Annotated in this window: 15 protein-coding genes; 8 read left to right on the top strand and 7 right to left on the bottom strand. The window is 33.6% G+C overall.

The annotated features are described in order from the left end of the window. Nucleotides 1–11 precede the first annotated feature (11 nt). From AB3G39_RS02990 to AB3G39_RS02970, 5 genes are all read right to left on the bottom strand, one after another. Nucleotides 12–1,790 (bottom strand): tetratricopeptide repeat protein, encoded by a 1,779-nt coding sequence (locus AB3G39_RS02990; protein ID WP_367772563.1) that lies wholly within the window; start codon nucleotides 1,788–1,790, stop codon nucleotides 12–14. A gap of 181 nt (nucleotides 1,791–1,971) precedes the next feature. Further along, complete coding sequence (gene serS / locus AB3G39_RS02985; protein ID WP_369752777.1) at nucleotides 1,972–3,243, bottom strand: serine--tRNA ligase; 1,272 nt, start codon at nucleotides 3,241–3,243, stop codon at nucleotides 1,972–1,974. A 197-nt stretch (nucleotides 3,244–3,440) separates the two neighbouring features. Then, the gene (locus AB3G39_RS02980) at nucleotides 3,441–3,980 is read right to left on the bottom strand and encodes a hypothetical protein (protein WP_367755944.1); all 540 of its coding nucleotides are present in this window, start codon (nucleotides 3,978–3,980) and stop codon (nucleotides 3,441–3,443) included. Between the two features lie 93 nt (nucleotides 3,981–4,073). Next, nucleotides 4,074–4,244, bottom strand: coding sequence for a hypothetical protein (locus AB3G39_RS02975; RefSeq protein WP_369769675.1), 171 nt, complete (start codon nucleotides 4,242–4,244; stop codon nucleotides 4,074–4,076). A gap of 158 nt (nucleotides 4,245–4,402) precedes the next feature. Further along, nucleotides 4,403–5,125 (bottom strand): hypothetical protein, encoded by a 723-nt coding sequence (locus tag AB3G39_RS02970; protein WP_367755946.1) that lies wholly within the window; start codon nucleotides 5,123–5,125, stop codon nucleotides 4,403–4,405. 322 nt (nucleotides 5,126–5,447) lie between these two features. Between AB3G39_RS02970 and metG the strand changes: the two genes are divergently transcribed. The 4 genes from metG to AB3G39_RS02950 all read left to right on the top strand — a co-directional run bounded on the left by metG (nucleotide 5,448) and on the right by AB3G39_RS02950 (nucleotide 10,692). After that, nucleotides 5,448–7,508 carry a methionine--tRNA ligase gene (gene metG, locus AB3G39_RS02965; RefSeq protein WP_369769674.1) on the top strand — a complete coding sequence of 687 codons (2,061 nt, stop codon included), beginning with the start codon at nucleotides 5,448–5,450 and terminating at the stop codon, nucleotides 7,506–7,508. A gap of 100 nt (nucleotides 7,509–7,608) precedes the next feature. Continuing rightward, nucleotides 7,609–8,520 (top strand): DMT family transporter, encoded by a 912-nt coding sequence (locus tag AB3G39_RS02960; protein WP_369769673.1) that lies wholly within the window; start codon nucleotides 7,609–7,611, stop codon nucleotides 8,518–8,520. Between the two features lie 7 nt (nucleotides 8,521–8,527). Continuing rightward, the gene (locus AB3G39_RS02955) at nucleotides 8,528–9,217 is read left to right on the top strand and encodes an HAD family hydrolase (RefSeq protein WP_367755952.1); all 690 of its coding nucleotides are present in this window, start codon (nucleotides 8,528–8,530) and stop codon (nucleotides 9,215–9,217) included. 218 nt (nucleotides 9,218–9,435) lie between these two features. After that, nucleotides 9,436–10,692 carry an OmpA family protein gene (locus tag AB3G39_RS02950; RefSeq protein WP_369765976.1) on the top strand — a complete coding sequence of 419 codons (1,257 nt, stop codon included), beginning with the start codon at nucleotides 9,436–9,438 and terminating at the stop codon, nucleotides 10,690–10,692. 94 nt (nucleotides 10,693–10,786) lie between these two features. On the opposite strand, the gene AB3G39_RS02945 is transcribed toward AB3G39_RS02950, so the two are convergent. Beyond that, nucleotides 10,787–11,929 (bottom strand): cystathionine gamma-synthase, encoded by a 1,143-nt coding sequence (locus AB3G39_RS02945; RefSeq protein WP_367772576.1) that lies wholly within the window; start codon nucleotides 11,927–11,929, stop codon nucleotides 10,787–10,789. Between the two features lie 103 nt (nucleotides 11,930–12,032). On the opposite strand from AB3G39_RS02945, the gene AB3G39_RS02940 reads away from it, so the two are divergent. Then, nucleotides 12,033–12,776: a PdaC/SigV domain-containing protein gene (locus AB3G39_RS02940; protein ID WP_369765975.1), complete on the top strand. Its 744-nt coding sequence runs from the start codon at nucleotides 12,033–12,035 to the stop codon at nucleotides 12,774–12,776. 2 nt (nucleotides 12,777–12,778) lie between these two features. Here the strand turns inward: AB3G39_RS02940 and AB3G39_RS02935 are convergent, their stop codons facing one another. Beyond that, nucleotides 12,779–13,234 (bottom strand): DinB family protein, encoded by a 456-nt coding sequence (locus AB3G39_RS02935; RefSeq protein ID WP_369765974.1) that lies wholly within the window; start codon nucleotides 13,232–13,234, stop codon nucleotides 12,779–12,781. Between the two features lie 74 nt (nucleotides 13,235–13,308). On the opposite strand from AB3G39_RS02935, the gene AB3G39_RS02930 reads away from it, so the two are divergent. The 3 genes from AB3G39_RS02930 (at nucleotide 13,309) to AB3G39_RS02920 (ending at nucleotide 15,480) form a co-directional block, all read left to right on the top strand. Continuing rightward, nucleotides 13,309–13,665: an arsenate reductase family protein gene (locus AB3G39_RS02930; protein WP_369752788.1), complete on the top strand. Its 357-nt coding sequence runs from the start codon at nucleotides 13,309–13,311 to the stop codon at nucleotides 13,663–13,665. Next, nucleotides 13,658–14,551: a DMT family transporter gene (locus AB3G39_RS02925; protein ID WP_369765973.1), complete on the top strand. Its 894-nt coding sequence runs from the start codon at nucleotides 13,658–13,660 to the stop codon at nucleotides 14,549–14,551. Before AB3G39_RS02930 ends, AB3G39_RS02925 begins: the two co-directional genes overlap by 8 nt. 68 nt (nucleotides 14,552–14,619) lie before the next feature. Then, nucleotides 14,620–15,480 (top strand): YicC/YloC family endoribonuclease, encoded by an 861-nt coding sequence (locus tag AB3G39_RS02920; RefSeq protein WP_367755966.1) that lies wholly within the window; start codon nucleotides 14,620–14,622, stop codon nucleotides 15,478–15,480. Nucleotides 15,481–15,517 lie beyond the last annotated feature (37 nt).

Below are 15,517 nucleotides of genomic sequence, written 5' to 3'. Positions count from 1 at the left end.
GATTAACCTTTCTATAGATTTTTATCTCCTCTTAATCTTCTGAAGCTTTTTCTTGCTTCTACAAAATAAATACTGTCTTCATGACCAAAGAGTATTTTTTCATATAATGGCTTTGCCTTTTCGGGTTCGTTTATTTTTTTATTATAAATTTCTGCTGAAAAATACAGTGCTTCATCTATGTAAATTCCGTCACTATGATGGTCAATAATTGCTTGATATTGGCTTAAAGCCAAATTATAATCGGCTGTTTTTTCATAGATTTTACCCAATCGTAATAGCGTTACTGCTTCTATTTCCTGTCCTTTGAATTTTTGCAAAATGGACTGAAACTGTATAATCGCTTCCTGATTTCTATTTTGATACAACAAATAATCTCCTTTGGCAAATGCCGCTAATGCCGTTTGTGTCGAATCAGCAACAGTATTGTCATTAATCAACAAAAAATATTCCAGAGCATCATTAGCAATCAATTGTGTATTGGCCGATTTTAGTTCTTTGAACTGCTTCAACGCCCAAACGAAATCTGTTTTAAAATAACTTGTTTTTGCTGCTTTCAAACTGGCTTCGTGTGCCACAATATCATTCTTTAAATCCATTTCAATCTGTGAATAATAAATCAACGCTTGGTTGAATTTTTCTTCATACAGCAAAATATCTGCCAACTCCATTTTCACCTTCGCAACATCATAATCATTCAATTGTAATTCCAGTGCTTTTGCTATTATTACTCTTGCTTTTTCAGGGTTTTTCAAATTAAAAGCTACAAAATGCGCCTGAATCAATTGCAAAGATAAGGTAAAAGGTGTTATTTCATATTCTGTCAACAAACGCTCTAATTGTGAGTTGATTGCAGGAAAATCTCTTTCTTGGGCTTTAGCAATTTTTAATTTTATTATATACGAATGCGCTTGAACGAGCAACTCTATATCCTTAGTGTTTTCTATTACAAAACTCAACATTTCATTGGCAGTGGCTTCATCCTCTTCTTCAATGGCAAGCTGAATCAAACTAACAATATTAGCTAGCGATTCTGGATTGCGCTTATAAATGGCTTTTTCCTGAATAAATGCTTTTGAAAACTCTTTTTGTTGGACGTAATACCAACTCAAATACCGATTCCAAAATAGGTCTTGGCTTTTTTGAACTCTAAGAATTAATGCTTTTCGCAAAAGATTACTAAAATCAGCATCGCCATCGTCAGTAATGTACCGTGCTAATTGATTTTGTATCAATATCGAATTTTGAGGATTGGCTAAAGCTTCGTCAAGAAAGGTCGAAATCATCATTTCAGTATTTCCCATTTGCCCATAAAGCAGTCCTTTTTGATAATTAAAATTATAATTAGGAACGAGATCAGAAGCTATTTGATATGATTTTAAGGCATAGTCCAATAATACTTTCTTCTCAAATGAATTAGAAATCGCATATACTTCATTCGGGTTTTTCCGAATTCGGTCTAAGGCTAAATCGTAATTAATTTTAGCTTTATCCTCTTTTTTTTGGAGTTGGAAATTGTATCCTAATTCTACTAGAAGACTCCCTTGTTTGTATTTATCAAGGCGAGCTTGAATTGCTTTTTCGGCAATGTCGTATTGTTGTAACTGTTGGTAGCAATCTACAGTTCTCAGGAAATACTGCAAGTTTTGAGGTATGCTTTCCAGTAACTCTTCGTAACTTATTTTGGCTTTTTCAAAATCACCTTTGTCATAATAATACTGTGCCAATTGCTCGTTTTGAGAAAAACAAACTAATGAAAAAAACAAAGTGATATGTAGAAAGAGTTTTTTCATTATTCCTGTTTTTAATCGCAATAAATTATTGAATTACAACGCTAAATTAACCGCAAATTATTTTTATTTATAGAAACAAAATCTAGGCTAAAAAAAATTAAACCATTAAGAAATTAAGTTTATTAAGCTTAATGCTCCTAAATTTCTTAATGGTTTAAAAATTTACTTTATTTTACAGTAATTAATTTATAATATCAAAACCACAATATGGACGCAATACCTCAGGTATTACAATCCCTTCTGGAGTTTGGTAATTTTCTAAAATTCCCGCAAGAACTCTTGGCAAAGCCAATGAACTTCCGTTTAGTGTGTGTGCCAATTGGTTTTTTCCGTCTTTGTCTTTGAAACGTAATTTCAAACGATTGGCTTGAAAAGTCTCAAAATTAGAAACAGAAGAAATTTCTAACCAACGGTCTTGTGCTGTAGAAAAAACTTCAAAATCATAAGTCAAAGCCGATGTGAACCCCATATCGCCACCACAAAGGCGTAAAATTCTGTATGGTAATTTTAATTCGTTTAGAATTTCTTTTACGTGTTCCACCATTCCATCCAACGCTTTGTAAGAGTTGTCAGGATGCTCCACGCGTACAATTTCGACTTTATCAAATTGATGCAAACGATTCAATCCACGAACGTGTGCACCGTAAGAACCTGCTTCTCTTCGGAAACATGGTGTATATGCAGTTGTTAAAACTGGTAATTCGTTTTCGCTCAAGATTACATCTCTAAACAAATTCGTCACTGGAACCTCAGCCGTAGGAATTAAGTACAAATCATCCGTTTTGTCATGGTACATTTGCCCTTCTTTGTCTGGCAATTGCCCAGTTCCATATGCCGAAGCTTCGTTTACCATATGAGGAACTTGCACTTCATTGTAACCTGCTGCTGTGTTTTTGTCTAAAAAATAATTGATCAAAGCACGCTGTAATCTTGCCCCTTTACCTTTATAAACAGGAAATCCTGCACCCGTAATTTTTACTCCTAACTCAAAATCGATGATGTCGTATTTTTTTACCAATTCCCAGTGTGGTTGTGCACCTTCGTGTAAAACTGGAATCTCCCCTTCTTCAAAAACATTTAAGTTTTCTTCTGGTGTTTTTCCCACAGGAACAATATCAGCAGGAAGATTGGGTAAAGTGTATAGTTTTTCTAAAAGTTCGGCTGCAAACGCATCAGCTGATTCAGCCAAAACTTTGCTTTTCTCTTTTAGTAAAACTGTTTTTTCTTTTAAGATTGCGGCTTTTGATTTCTCTCCCGCTTTCATCAATTCACCAATGTCTTTGGATAATTTATTAGATTCAGATAAAATTCCGTCTAATTCTACTTGTGTAGCACGACGTTTTTCATCTAATTGAACAACTTCTTCAACTACGCTAGTGGCATCCATATTTCTTTTTGCCAAAGCGGTGATTACTTTTTCTTGATTCTCTCTAATAAATGCGATTTGTAACATAGCTTGATTTTATTAATCTTCTTTTATATAATGGAAGCAAATTTAAGGAAATGTTTAATACTTACAGCGGAAAGTTTTAAGGAAATATTTTCGCAAAGAGGCACAAAGAAGACACAGAGATTCGCGAAGTTTTGCTAAATTTAGGGACTTACCCTTTCGTTTTTTCTTTGTAATAATTTGCGAAATAATCTAAATCATTAAGCTCTTTTTATTTCGTGACCCACAAATTCCTCCAAAACAGCAAACATATCATCTACTGAAAGCACTTCTGTATCTGGATGGGATTTTAAAAAATTAGCGTTTAAAGTCACTAAATCTTCTTCGATTGTTGCAAATGGTGGTGTGTTTAAAATATCTCTAGTAGGATTTACACCTTCTAGTTTTCCTTTTAGGAATTTGTCTCGTTTTACACTGCTCATCAATTTAGCTTTCTTGCTTTGTAGTTGAAAAAACTCCAAGTGTTTCTCCGCACCAATCAAAGCCAGACCTTCCTCTACTAATTCGTTTAATTCTCTATTCCAGCCTGAATTGTATACAAATTGAGCAAAATTCCCTTCGGTACATTGTGCATTATAATAATCTAAATAATAACTCATGATTGCATCTTCATGAATCAAATCGTCCTCCATTTTTTCCTCACGCATTAAGTTAATTACCGAAATATTAGAATTGATAACGTCTTGTGGGTTTTCGCTAGCAGCGGCCGTTTCTGAAAGAATTATTTTACCGAATTCCATTTTTTTAATTTTTAAGGAGTATGATGCAAATTTCGGGTAAAATAGTGAGGAATGGAAATGTTTTTTTAGCTACTGATTAATTAACGCTATTTGTTAATTGACCTCAGAATCGTTACTATTCTTTTGCTGATTCATTTTTGTAACTAAAGCTTTCAAACGTAAGGCGCTTGCTTTTTTCTCCTCTTGAAGTTTAGCTTTTTTCCTATTTAGCAATTTGGTGTGTAAAGCCTTGTTTTTAGTGTTTTTTTCGGGTCCTTTTGCCATGATATACAATCATCTTAAATTCTAGTTTGCAAATATAAAAAAAGCCACATTAAAAATGTGGCTTTACCTACTAATGTATTAAGTTCAAACTTAAATTGTTTAAACGTATTAAAAATAATTTAAGCACAAACTGCGAACTTGTGCCAAATTCACTAAAATTATTTACTAAAAAAGTATTCGTGTATATCAATTATCTCACTTCTTCCTATCTGAACTAAATCCCTAGTGTCTTTTAGAAAAATCCCTAGTGATCTTTCATTATATATAAATTTCATTTCGCTTGAATAATCAGTAACTACATACATATCACCAGACAACTCAAAGAAAGGAACAACAAGTTTGCCATTAACTTTCAAACCTTTATTTACAATTTTACCCTCAATTAATTTATTTTTAATTAAACTATTATCATTAATTCCAGAAGCAACTTTTACGTAAGAGGTCATCATTTTAACCCATTCGCTTTCATCAATTAAATACCATTTTACTTTATCAAAATTAACTCCACTTTCACTTACCCAACCATTACTAGTAAATCCGAACAAAACCTGTTTTTTACCATTTAAAACTGGTTTTTCTTGAGGTTGAAATTCCTGGATATTATATAAAATAACAGAAACAGAAGACATATCTTTCAATTTTTTACCATTAAAAGCCAATGTTTTTAATGAAAAACTAGTTAATTCAGGGTGGTTCTTTAATATCCATTGTGTTGCAGTTAGTTCAGCTTGTTCTTCCATTTGGTCAGCGGCAAATATACCCGCACCGATAGCAGCTAAACCAGCTACGGCTGCTAAAGCACCAGCGGCATTATTTTGAGCTTCTACTTTTTTAGGAAATAGTAATAGTACAATAATTAGTAATGTAATTAATTTTCTCATTTTACTTAAATTAGGTTTTTAATTAAAACAGCATTTTTTGCCACTCTAACTACAAACTTAATATAACTGAAATACAATCCTTTACGGTTTCCCACATTGGCATTCAAATTTCAAGTTAAGTAGAGATCCATAGCCCCGATTACTTCACTTAATTTCTATTTTTGCGGAGTACAGTGAACTTCATCTGCAGTGAAAATCCTTTCTCTTTTTCCTTTAAAAATAATAAGATTGCAACGGATAGCGGGACATCGAAGATTCAGCGGAGCTAAATAGCTACAAATAAAATTCTATTGCTTATTTTTGCACTCAATAAAATTGAATCATGATACAGAATCCAAAAAGATATACGATTACAGCGGCATTACCTTATACGAACGGACCCATTCACATTGGCCATTTGGCGGGTGTTTACGTGCCATCTGACATATATTCTAGATATTTAAGATTGCAAGGAAGAGACGTTTTGTTTGTATGCGGAAGCGACGAGCACGGTGTGGCAATTTCTATGAAAGCGAAAAAAGAAGGAATTACTCCTCAAGAAGTAATTGATAAATATGATGGAATAATCCGTAAATCATTCTCTGATTTTGGAATTTCGTTTGATAATTACTCAAGAACTTCGGCTAAAATTCATCATGACACTGCTTCGGAATTTTTTAGAACATTATATGAAAAAGGTGATTTTATAGAACAAGTAACAGAGCAGTTGTATGATGCAAAAGCAGATCAGTTCTTGGCTGACCGTTTTGTAACTGGAACTTGCCCAAAATGTGGTAATGAAGAAGCATACGGTGACCAATGTGAGAAATGTGGTTCTACACTAAACGCAACGGATTTAATAAACCCAAAATCAACAATTACGGGAGAAACTCCTATTATGAAATCAACGAAACACTGGTTTTTACCTTTGGACCGTTACGAAGATTTCTTGAAAGAATGGATTCTTGTAGGACATAAAAACGACTGGAAACCTAATGTTTACGGACAAGTAAAATCGTGGATCGATGGCGGGCTTGAGCCTCGTGCAGTAACGCGTGACCTTGATTGGGGAATTGATGTTCCTGTTAAAGGTGCCGAAGGAAAAAAATTATATGTATGGTTTGATGCCCCAATTGGCTACATTTCTTCTACTAAAGAATGGGCTTTGCGCGAAGGAAAAGATTGGGAGCCTTACTGGAAAGATCAAGATACGAAATTGGTTCACTTTATAGGGAAAGACAATATTGTTTTTCATTGTATTATTTTCCCTGCGATGTTGAAAGCCGAAGGAAGCTATATTTTGCCAGACAATGTGCCAGCAAATGAGTTCCTGAACTTGGAAGGAAATAAATTATCGACTTCTAAAAACTGGGCAGTTTGGTTGCACGAATATTTGGAAGAATTCCCAAATCAGCAAGATGTTTTGCGTTATGCTTTGACATCAAATGCGCCAGAAACAAAAGATAATGACTTTACTTGGAAAGATTTTCAAGCAAGAAACAATAATGAATTGGTTGCCATTTTTGGAAACTTCATTAACCGCGTAGTCGTTTTGACTAATAAATATTACGAAGGAGTTGTTCCAAGCCCGAATACCTTATCAGAAGTGGATGAAGCAACTTTAACGGAATTGAAAGCCTATCCAGCAGTTATTTCAAGTTCTTTAGAGCGTTACCGTTTTAGAGAAGCGCTTGGAGAATTAATGAATGTGGCTCGTTTAGGAAATAAATATTTGGCCGACGAAGAGCCGTGGAAAATGATAAAAACCGACGAAGGTCGTGTTCAAACTCAAATGTATGTAGCACTTCAAATTGCTGCGGCTTTGAGTTCACTTTGCGAACCGTTCTTGCCTTTTACAGCAACAAAATTATCACGAATATTGAAAATCGAAAGTCCGTTGAGTTGGAGTACAATTTCAGAAACTTCAGATTTACTTCCGGGTGGACACCAAATAGGTGAAGCAGAATTGCTTTTTGCAAAAATTGAAGACGAGGAAATTCAGAAACAAATTGACAAACTAGAAGCGACTAAAACCGCTAATACTGCCGAAAACAAAAAAGCAGAACCACAAAAAGAAGCGATTCAGTTTGACGATTTTGCCAAAATGGATATTCGTGTAGGAACGATCTTGGAAGCAGAGAAAATGCCAAAAGCCAACAAATTGTTGATTTTGAAAGTGGATACTGGAATAGATGTTCGCACGATTGTTTCAGGAATTGCTGAAAGTTTTAAACCGGAAGATATCATTGGAAAGAAAGTCACTGTTTTAGTGAATTTAGCTCCAAGAAACTTGCGTGGTGTAGAAAGCCAAGGAATGATTTTGATGTCTACTAATACCGAAGGAAAACTGGTTTTTGTAAATCCAGATACTGATGGTGTTTCTAATGGAGAGACGATAAATTAAGAAAAAAGAAAAGTGTATAAACACGAATTTCACTATTTTTCACCAACTACACTGTGTAAATTAGTGAAATTCGTGTTTATATTAGTTAATAGCAAAAAGAATGACCAATGCAAAACCAAGATTAGCTTTAGTTTTCGGGATACTTTGTATTTCGATTTTCCCTATATTGATTAAACTCAAGCTGGCTCCTGGGTTAATTTCTGCATTTTACAGGATGGCAATTGCTGTTTCTTTGTTATTACCTTATGTGCTTGTCACTAAAAAATTTAAATTACCTGAGAAAAAACACTTGATACTGGCAATCCTTTGTGGTGTTTTATTTGCTTCGGATGTTGCGGTTTGGAATATTGCCATTCAGGAATCAAGTGCAACCCAAGCTTCTTTATTGACCAATTTGTCACCGTTATGGGTGGGAATTATTTCTTATGTGTTTTTAAAAACCAAACCAGCTCTAAATTTTTGGATAGGAACTATAGTAGCCCTTTTTGGAATGGCGATGTTAGTGGGATTTAAATTCTTTCTGGAATTAGATTTTAACAATTCCTTTCTATTAGCTGTATTATCAGGAATTTTCTACTCCATCTATTTATTGGTTAGTAAAAAAGCACTGACTCATATAGATGTACTGTCCTTTATGACTATTAGTTTACTGGCATCCACTCTCTACTTAGCAGTAGTCTGCATCTGGATGAATGAGCCTTTTTCTGGGTTTTCAAATTCGGGTTGGTTCGTTTTATTGATTCAAGCCGTTGTTTGTCAACTGATGGCTTGGTTATCGGTTAGTTATGCAACCCAACACATGCGTCCCACAAGAGTTTCGTTGAGTTTATTGGGTCAAGCAGTTCTCACCTCTATTTTAGCTTGGGCGTTTTTAGACGAGAAAATTACAATCAATATGGTAATTGGTGGTATAATTTTGCTTTTGGGTATCCGAATTACTTTTTACACGAAAACATTTTCAATAAAAAATATATTTAATAAAACAAAAGAGGATGCCTCTTTGACAGCATAAAAACAATATGAAAAATTTAAAAGTAATAGCCTTCGACGCAGATGACACTTTATTTATCAATGAAACCTATTTTGATGAAACCGAAAAGAAGTTTTGTGGTTTGATGGAAGATTATTTATCGCATCAAGGAATTTCGCAAGAACTGTTTAAAGTGGAAATTGATAATTTAAAAATGTATGGGTATGGCATAAAAGGATACATCCTTTCTATGATTGAAGCGGCAATGAGAATTTCTAACAATACCATTCCAATAGAAATTATCGAAAAAATCATACAGTACGGAAAGGAATTGATTGAGAAACCTATTGTTTTATTAGACGGAGTTGAAGAAACCTTGGAAGCTTTACATGGCAAATACAAACTAGTTGTAGCGACTAAAGGAGATTTATTAGATCAACGCAGAAAATTACACAATTCTGGATTAGGGAAATACTTTCATCATATAGAAGTCATGTCAGACAAACAAGAAGTGGACTATCTTGATTTGATTAAGCGATTGGAAATAAAACCAGAGGAATTCATTATGATAGGGAACTCTTTAAAATCAGATGTTTTACCTGTTTTAGCGATTGGCGGTTACGCTGTTCACATCCCGTTTCACACTACTTGGGCTCATGAAAAAATTGATTATAAGGTGGAGCATACTAATTTTAATGCCTTTATTAGAATTTCAGATGTTTTAAAGACCATTTTATAAATAAAAACGCGTCTTTTTATAACTTCCCTAACTAAATCAAGTCACAAAAATTAATGTTTAGCAATTTATATTCGCAAAAAAACAGGTAAAAAATTAGTAATAACCTAAGCATTCCCCGCAATTTACAGAATTAATGCTAATTATTACATAATTAACTGTTTGAAATTTCTTATTAAACATTATATCGTATTTTTGCCTAGAATTTAAAAATGAAAAAAATGAAAAAACTTATACTTACGTTGGTATTTGCTGCGGCATTTACAACAATGAGTGCTCAAACTGAGACAGAAAAGAGTACAAAAGAAGATTACAACAAATGGTCTATTGAATTGGCTGGTGGTGTTAACAAACCACAAAGACCTATGACTTCAGGTTATTTTACATCTACACCAAGTCCTTATGTAATTGATTTAGGAGCAAGATACATGTTTAATAACAAATTTGGTTTGAAAGCTGACTTTGGTTACAACAGTTTTGAAGGACAAAATAGTTCTAAAGACTTTAGTACTAAGTACTACAGAGTTGACTTACAAGCAGTAGCTAACTTAGGAAGAATCATGAGTTTCGAAACTTGGACTAATACAATTGGTTTATTAGGTCACGCTGGTTTTGGTTTAGCTCAATTAGAAGATCAAAATTCTGCTGCAAAAGACAGAATGGGTAATTTCATGGCAGGTATAACTGGACAAATTAAATTATCTAACAGAGTATCATTAACAGGAGATTTTACAACTATTCTTAATGCTGCACAAGACAGATCTTTTGATGCTGCAACATTTCGTAAACACCAAGGATTTCAAGGAATTCTTTTCAACGGTACAGTTGGTTTAACAGTTTACTTAGGTAAAAATGTAAAACATGCTGACTGGGTTATTGACAATGAAGATCGTTTAGACGGAATTGACGCAAAAATTGCTGCAATCGAGAACAAAATGCTTGATACTGACAATGATGGTGTAGCTGATTATTTAGATCAAGAGCCTAACACTGCTGCAGGTGCTTTAGTTAACACTAAAGGTGTATCAGTTGACGCAAACAACAATAATGTTCCAGATGACGTAGAAAACTACATCATGAAGAACTATACAAGTAAAACTGACAAATCTCCAATGTTAAGCAACAATGAATTAATCAAAAGCTTAATTAATGGTGGCTATGTTGCTACTTATTTTGATTTTAACAAATCTACACCAACAAATGTTTCTACAGAAGGTATCGATTTTATCTTAACTTACTTAAGAAACAATCCTACAGCTTCAGTTGATATTATTGGTCATGCTGACGAAATTGGAAGATCTGCTTACAATGATAAATTATCTAATGCAAGAGCTGCTAAAGTGAAAAGCATTTTATTAAAAGCTAATGTTGACGCTTCAAGATTGAACGTTATCGCAGCTGGTGAAGATAATTCAGTTGATAAAGATTCAGAATTAGCTAGAAAACTAGTAAGAAAAGTTACTTTCAGAATAAAATAATTTATTCTTAAATAAAATAAAAGCCCAAATCTAAAATTTAGATTTGGGCTTTTTTATTTAGAAGCCTTTTTTATAAGATCTCCTTTTTTTATATTTATGCTAATGCATTCTTTAAGTCTTCCAATAAATCTTCAATATCTTCTACACCTACACTTAAGCGTACTAAATCATCCGTAATACCTACTGCGGCACGTTTATCTTCAGGAATCGATGCATGCGTCATTAAAGCAGGATGATTTGCTAATGATTCAACACCACCTAATGATTCTGCCAAAGTAAATAGTTTAACTTTTTCCAAGAAATCAATTGAATCTTCTTTTTTACCTGAAACAAAATCAAAAGAAACCATTCCGCCAAAACCACTCATTTGCTTTTTAGCAATTTCATGAAACGGATAACTTGGTAGTCCTGTGTAATAGACTGTTTTTACTTTTGGATGATTATTTAAAAATTCAGCCACTTTTTCTCCGTTTTCACAATGCCTCTGCATTCTTAAGTGCAACGTTTTTATTCCCCTTAGAACTAAAAAGCTATCCATTGGCCCAAGAGTAGCACCTGTCGCAAATTGCTGAAAGTGCAATTGCTTCCCCAGTTCAGCTGTTTTAGTAATCAAAGCCCCAGCCACTACATCAGAATGTCCAGCAAGGTATTTTGTAGCCGAATGCATTACCACATCGGCACCTAAATCCAATGGACGTTGCAAATAAGGTGTAGCAAAAGTATTGTCTACTGCAAATAGAATATTATTAGCCTTAGTAATTTTTGCTATTGCAGCAATATCGGCTAATTTCATTAATGGATTTGTAGGTGTTTCAACCCAAATCATTTTAGTGTTTTCGTTAATTAATGATGTAACATTCTTCAAATCATTCATATCAACATAATGAAACTTAATTCCTGAATTATGATATATTTTAGTAAACATTCTATACGTACCTCCATATAAATCGTCCATTGTAATAATTTCGTCACCCGCTTTAAAAGAACGCAACAAACAATCAGTAGCTGCTAATCCAGATGAAAAAGCCAATCCTTTTGCTCCATTTTCAATACTTGCTAATGCTTCCTCTAAAGCTGATCTTGTAGGATTTGCAGACCTACTATATACATAATCACCAATTGGTTTGCCTGGGCTCGTTTGTGCATATGTCGAAGTTTGAAAAATGGGTGGCATAACTGCTCCAGTTGACGGATCATGATGTTGCCCTCCATGTATTGTTTTTGTATTGAATTTCATATCTTTAAATTTTATTGTTTTAATGGTTACTCAAACTTACCGCTAAAATTATTTCTGACAAGGAGCAAGTCCATACCTTTGTATTAAATTAACACTTTTTGAGATGAAAAATATTATCCTTTTTAGCCTATTACTTTTTTCTATGGCACGTTGTTCTAAGGAGCTAGTTTTTGAAGATCAATCATTCTTAAAAAAAACGAGTTTACCCTGCAAAGAGAATTGTCCTCAAATTAGTATAAAAATTCCAATTGCAAAAGACGTCCCCGATGTAGCTGACAACATCAATAAAAAAGTCTTTTCAGTTTTAAAAGAGATTGTATACTTTGGCGAAAAACCATACGCTGCAACCAATTATAATGATCTCTCTAGGTCCTTTATTGATTCCTATGAAAAACTACAAAAAGAATTCCCAAAAGACAGTTTTGGCTGGGAAGCAAAAATCGAGGGATCCGTAAAGTACGTCTCAGATAGTATTTTAAATATTGAAATCAAGCACTATACTTATACTGGTGGAGCTCATGGATACCAAGGCTTACGTTCACTACTTTTTGATCCTGCAACAGGGAAAACAATTTCGAACAGTCAATTGTTTAAAGACCAAAATGGATTTAAAGCGTTTGCAGAGAATAAATTCAGAATTAAATATAAAATCCCTAACGACAAAAATATCAATTCAACTGGCTACTTATTTGAAAATAATGTATTCCACTTGCCGCTCAATATATTTTATACTGACCGTGGATTGTTATTGTATTATAACTCATACGAAGCGGCATCCTTTGCAGATGGACCAAAAGAGTTGCTCATATCCTATAAAGAAGCAAATCCTTATTTGGTATTAAAATAAAATTAAATGAATTTTCTAATACCTAGAATAGCGCCAATATGAATCCCCTCATGAAAACTATTAAAAAACATAGCGTCTTTAGTATTTTTCAAAACAAAACCTGTTGAAGTGGGGTATTCTTGGTAGCTAACAAAACTATTATTATTCATATCAATCTCTGTTTGATCGATGGTTTCCATCAGTAAATTATAAATTTCATCTACTTCAGCTTGGGTTGCATCTTGTTCCGGCTTTGTTCCTTTTTTATATTTTTCAACCAACGAATCTGAAATATTCATTGGAAGACCCGATAATTTATAAACTAGCATTTGTTGCACCACTACAATGTGGGCAATATTCCAAATTAAATTATTATTATGTCCCTCAGGAATGGCGTTCAATTGTGCTAATGTATATCCTTTTAAAATTTGAGATAACATTTTTCTACTGGTTCTGGTAACGTGTAATGATGTGTTCATTTCTAATTTTTTGATAAAAATAATCATTTTCAGTTTCAAATGATTTTTCTTTGCACAAAGAAATTGAAATTATTATGAACAAAATCTATTACATCGCTTCTTGTGATACTTGTCGAAAAATTATTAAAACCTTACCAAAAGGCAATAATCTTGTTTTTAGAGACATCAAGCAAAATCCTTTAACTACTGAAGAATTGGATGAAATGTATCAATTATCAGGCAGTTACGAGGCATTGTTTAGTAAAAAAGCACAATTGTATAAATCTATGAATTTGAAGGATCAAACCTTGACTGAAGATGATTATAAAAAATACATTTTAGAACACTATACGTTTTTAAGTCGTCCCGTTTTTGTTATTGACGGTAAAGTTTTTGTTGGCGGAACGCAGCAAAACATGCTACAAGTTATGAAAGCATTAAATAATGTCTAAAAGAAATATTGCTCTTTTTGGTGCAACTATTGTTTCCATAATATACGGCGTTACATTTACCATTGCCAAAGATGTCATGCCTACTTATATTGATGCTTATGGCTTCATTTTATTGCGTGTAAGTGGTGCTATGCTTTTATTCTGGTTCTGCTGGTTGTTTATGCCTAAAGAAAAAATAGCAACTAAAGATTTTCCCCGAATTATTGTTGCTGCTTTTTTTGGCGTGGCCTTCAATATGCTAACTTTTTTTAAAGGACTTAGCCTTACTTCACCCATCTCGGCATCCGTAATTATGGTTACCACGCCTATGATTGTTTTAGTCCTTTCGGCAATTATTATGAAAGAACGAATGAAGAAACGCATGGTTGCTGGGATTTCTCTGGGTTTAATAGGAACTGGTTTTTTAATTCTTTATGGCAAGTCAATTGGTACCGCCACAAATGCCACTTTAGGAAATATTCTCGTTTTTTTAAATGCCGTTTCTTATGGTTTTTATTTAATCATCGTCAAAAAATTGATGGAGAAATACAATGCTTTTACTTTTGTAAAATGGATTTATCTATTTGGTTTTTTAATGGTTTTGCCTTTTGGCTGGAGCCAATTTGAAATAGTTAACTGGTCAATAGTCCCTGTAGCTATATATTGGAAAATAGGATTTGTAGTCGTTATTTCGACTTTTATAACCTATTTATTGAATTTACTTACCATGAAGGAATTAAAACCAACAACAGTGGCTGTATTTATTTATCTACAACCTGTATTCGCAACTGTATTTGCGATTGGCCTTGGGAAAGATGATTTGAGTTTAGTGAAAATTATTTCGGCCATTTTAATCTTTTTAGGGGTGTATATGGTTACCCAAAAACCATCTGAAAGAAAGGAATAAACCTTAAAAAACAGGCTCTTTGTGGGTTAATTCGCTTTTCATTATCTTTGACCTCTTTATACAACTATATGATACAATCAATGACAGGTTTTGGTAAAGCTACTTTGCAACTACCAACCAAAAAAATAACAGTAGAAGTAAAATCTTTAAACAGTAAAGGTCTTGACCTTAATGTAAGAATGCCTTCGCTGTACCGCGAAATGGAATTGGGTTTACGAACTCAAATTGCATCAAAATTAGAAAGAGGAAAAGTAGATTTTTCTATTTTTATCGAAAGTACCGCTGAACAAACCACAACTAAAGTTAATGTCCCAATTGTGAAAGCATACATCAGCCAGTTAAGAGAAGTTTATGCCGCTGCTGATGAAACCGAATTGATGAAAATGGCGGTGAGAATGCCCGATGCATTAAAAATTGAGCGCGACGAAATCGACGAAAATGACTGGGTACAGATCCAAACTGTTATTGAAGAAGCGGTCCAAAACATCTTGACTTTTAGAAAAGATGAAGGAATGTCACTTGAAAAAGAATTTCAATTGCGCATAGGTAACATTCGCCAGTACATGACTGATGCATTAGCTTTAGACCCTGAACGCGTACAAGCTATAAAAGACCGTTTACAAACTGCCATTGCTGAATTGCAAGTAAACGTTGATGAAAATCGTTTTGAGCAAGAATTAATCTATTACCTAGAGAAATTAGACATTACCGAAGAAAAAGTGCGTTTAACTAATCATTTGGATTATTTCTTAGAAACTATAAATGGAACCGAAGCCAACGGTAGAAAATTAGGTTTTATTACTCAAGAAATGGGGCGTGAAATCAATACTATGGGTTCTAAATCCAATCATGCACAAATGCAGAAATTAGTCGTTCAAATGAAAGACGAGTTAGAAAAAATTAAAGAACAGGTTTTAAACGTATTGTAGGTTTCGGCATTAAAAAAATACCGAAATAAATTCAGCA

The sequence above is a fragment of the Flavobacterium sp. WC2416 genome (genome assembly GCF_041200095.1).
In the GTDB taxonomy this organism is placed as follows: domain Bacteria; phylum Bacteroidota; class Bacteroidia; order Flavobacteriales; family Flavobacteriaceae; genus Flavobacterium.
Note: the sequence above shows the minus strand (reverse complement) of the source record. Positions and strands in the feature narration are given on the sequence as shown.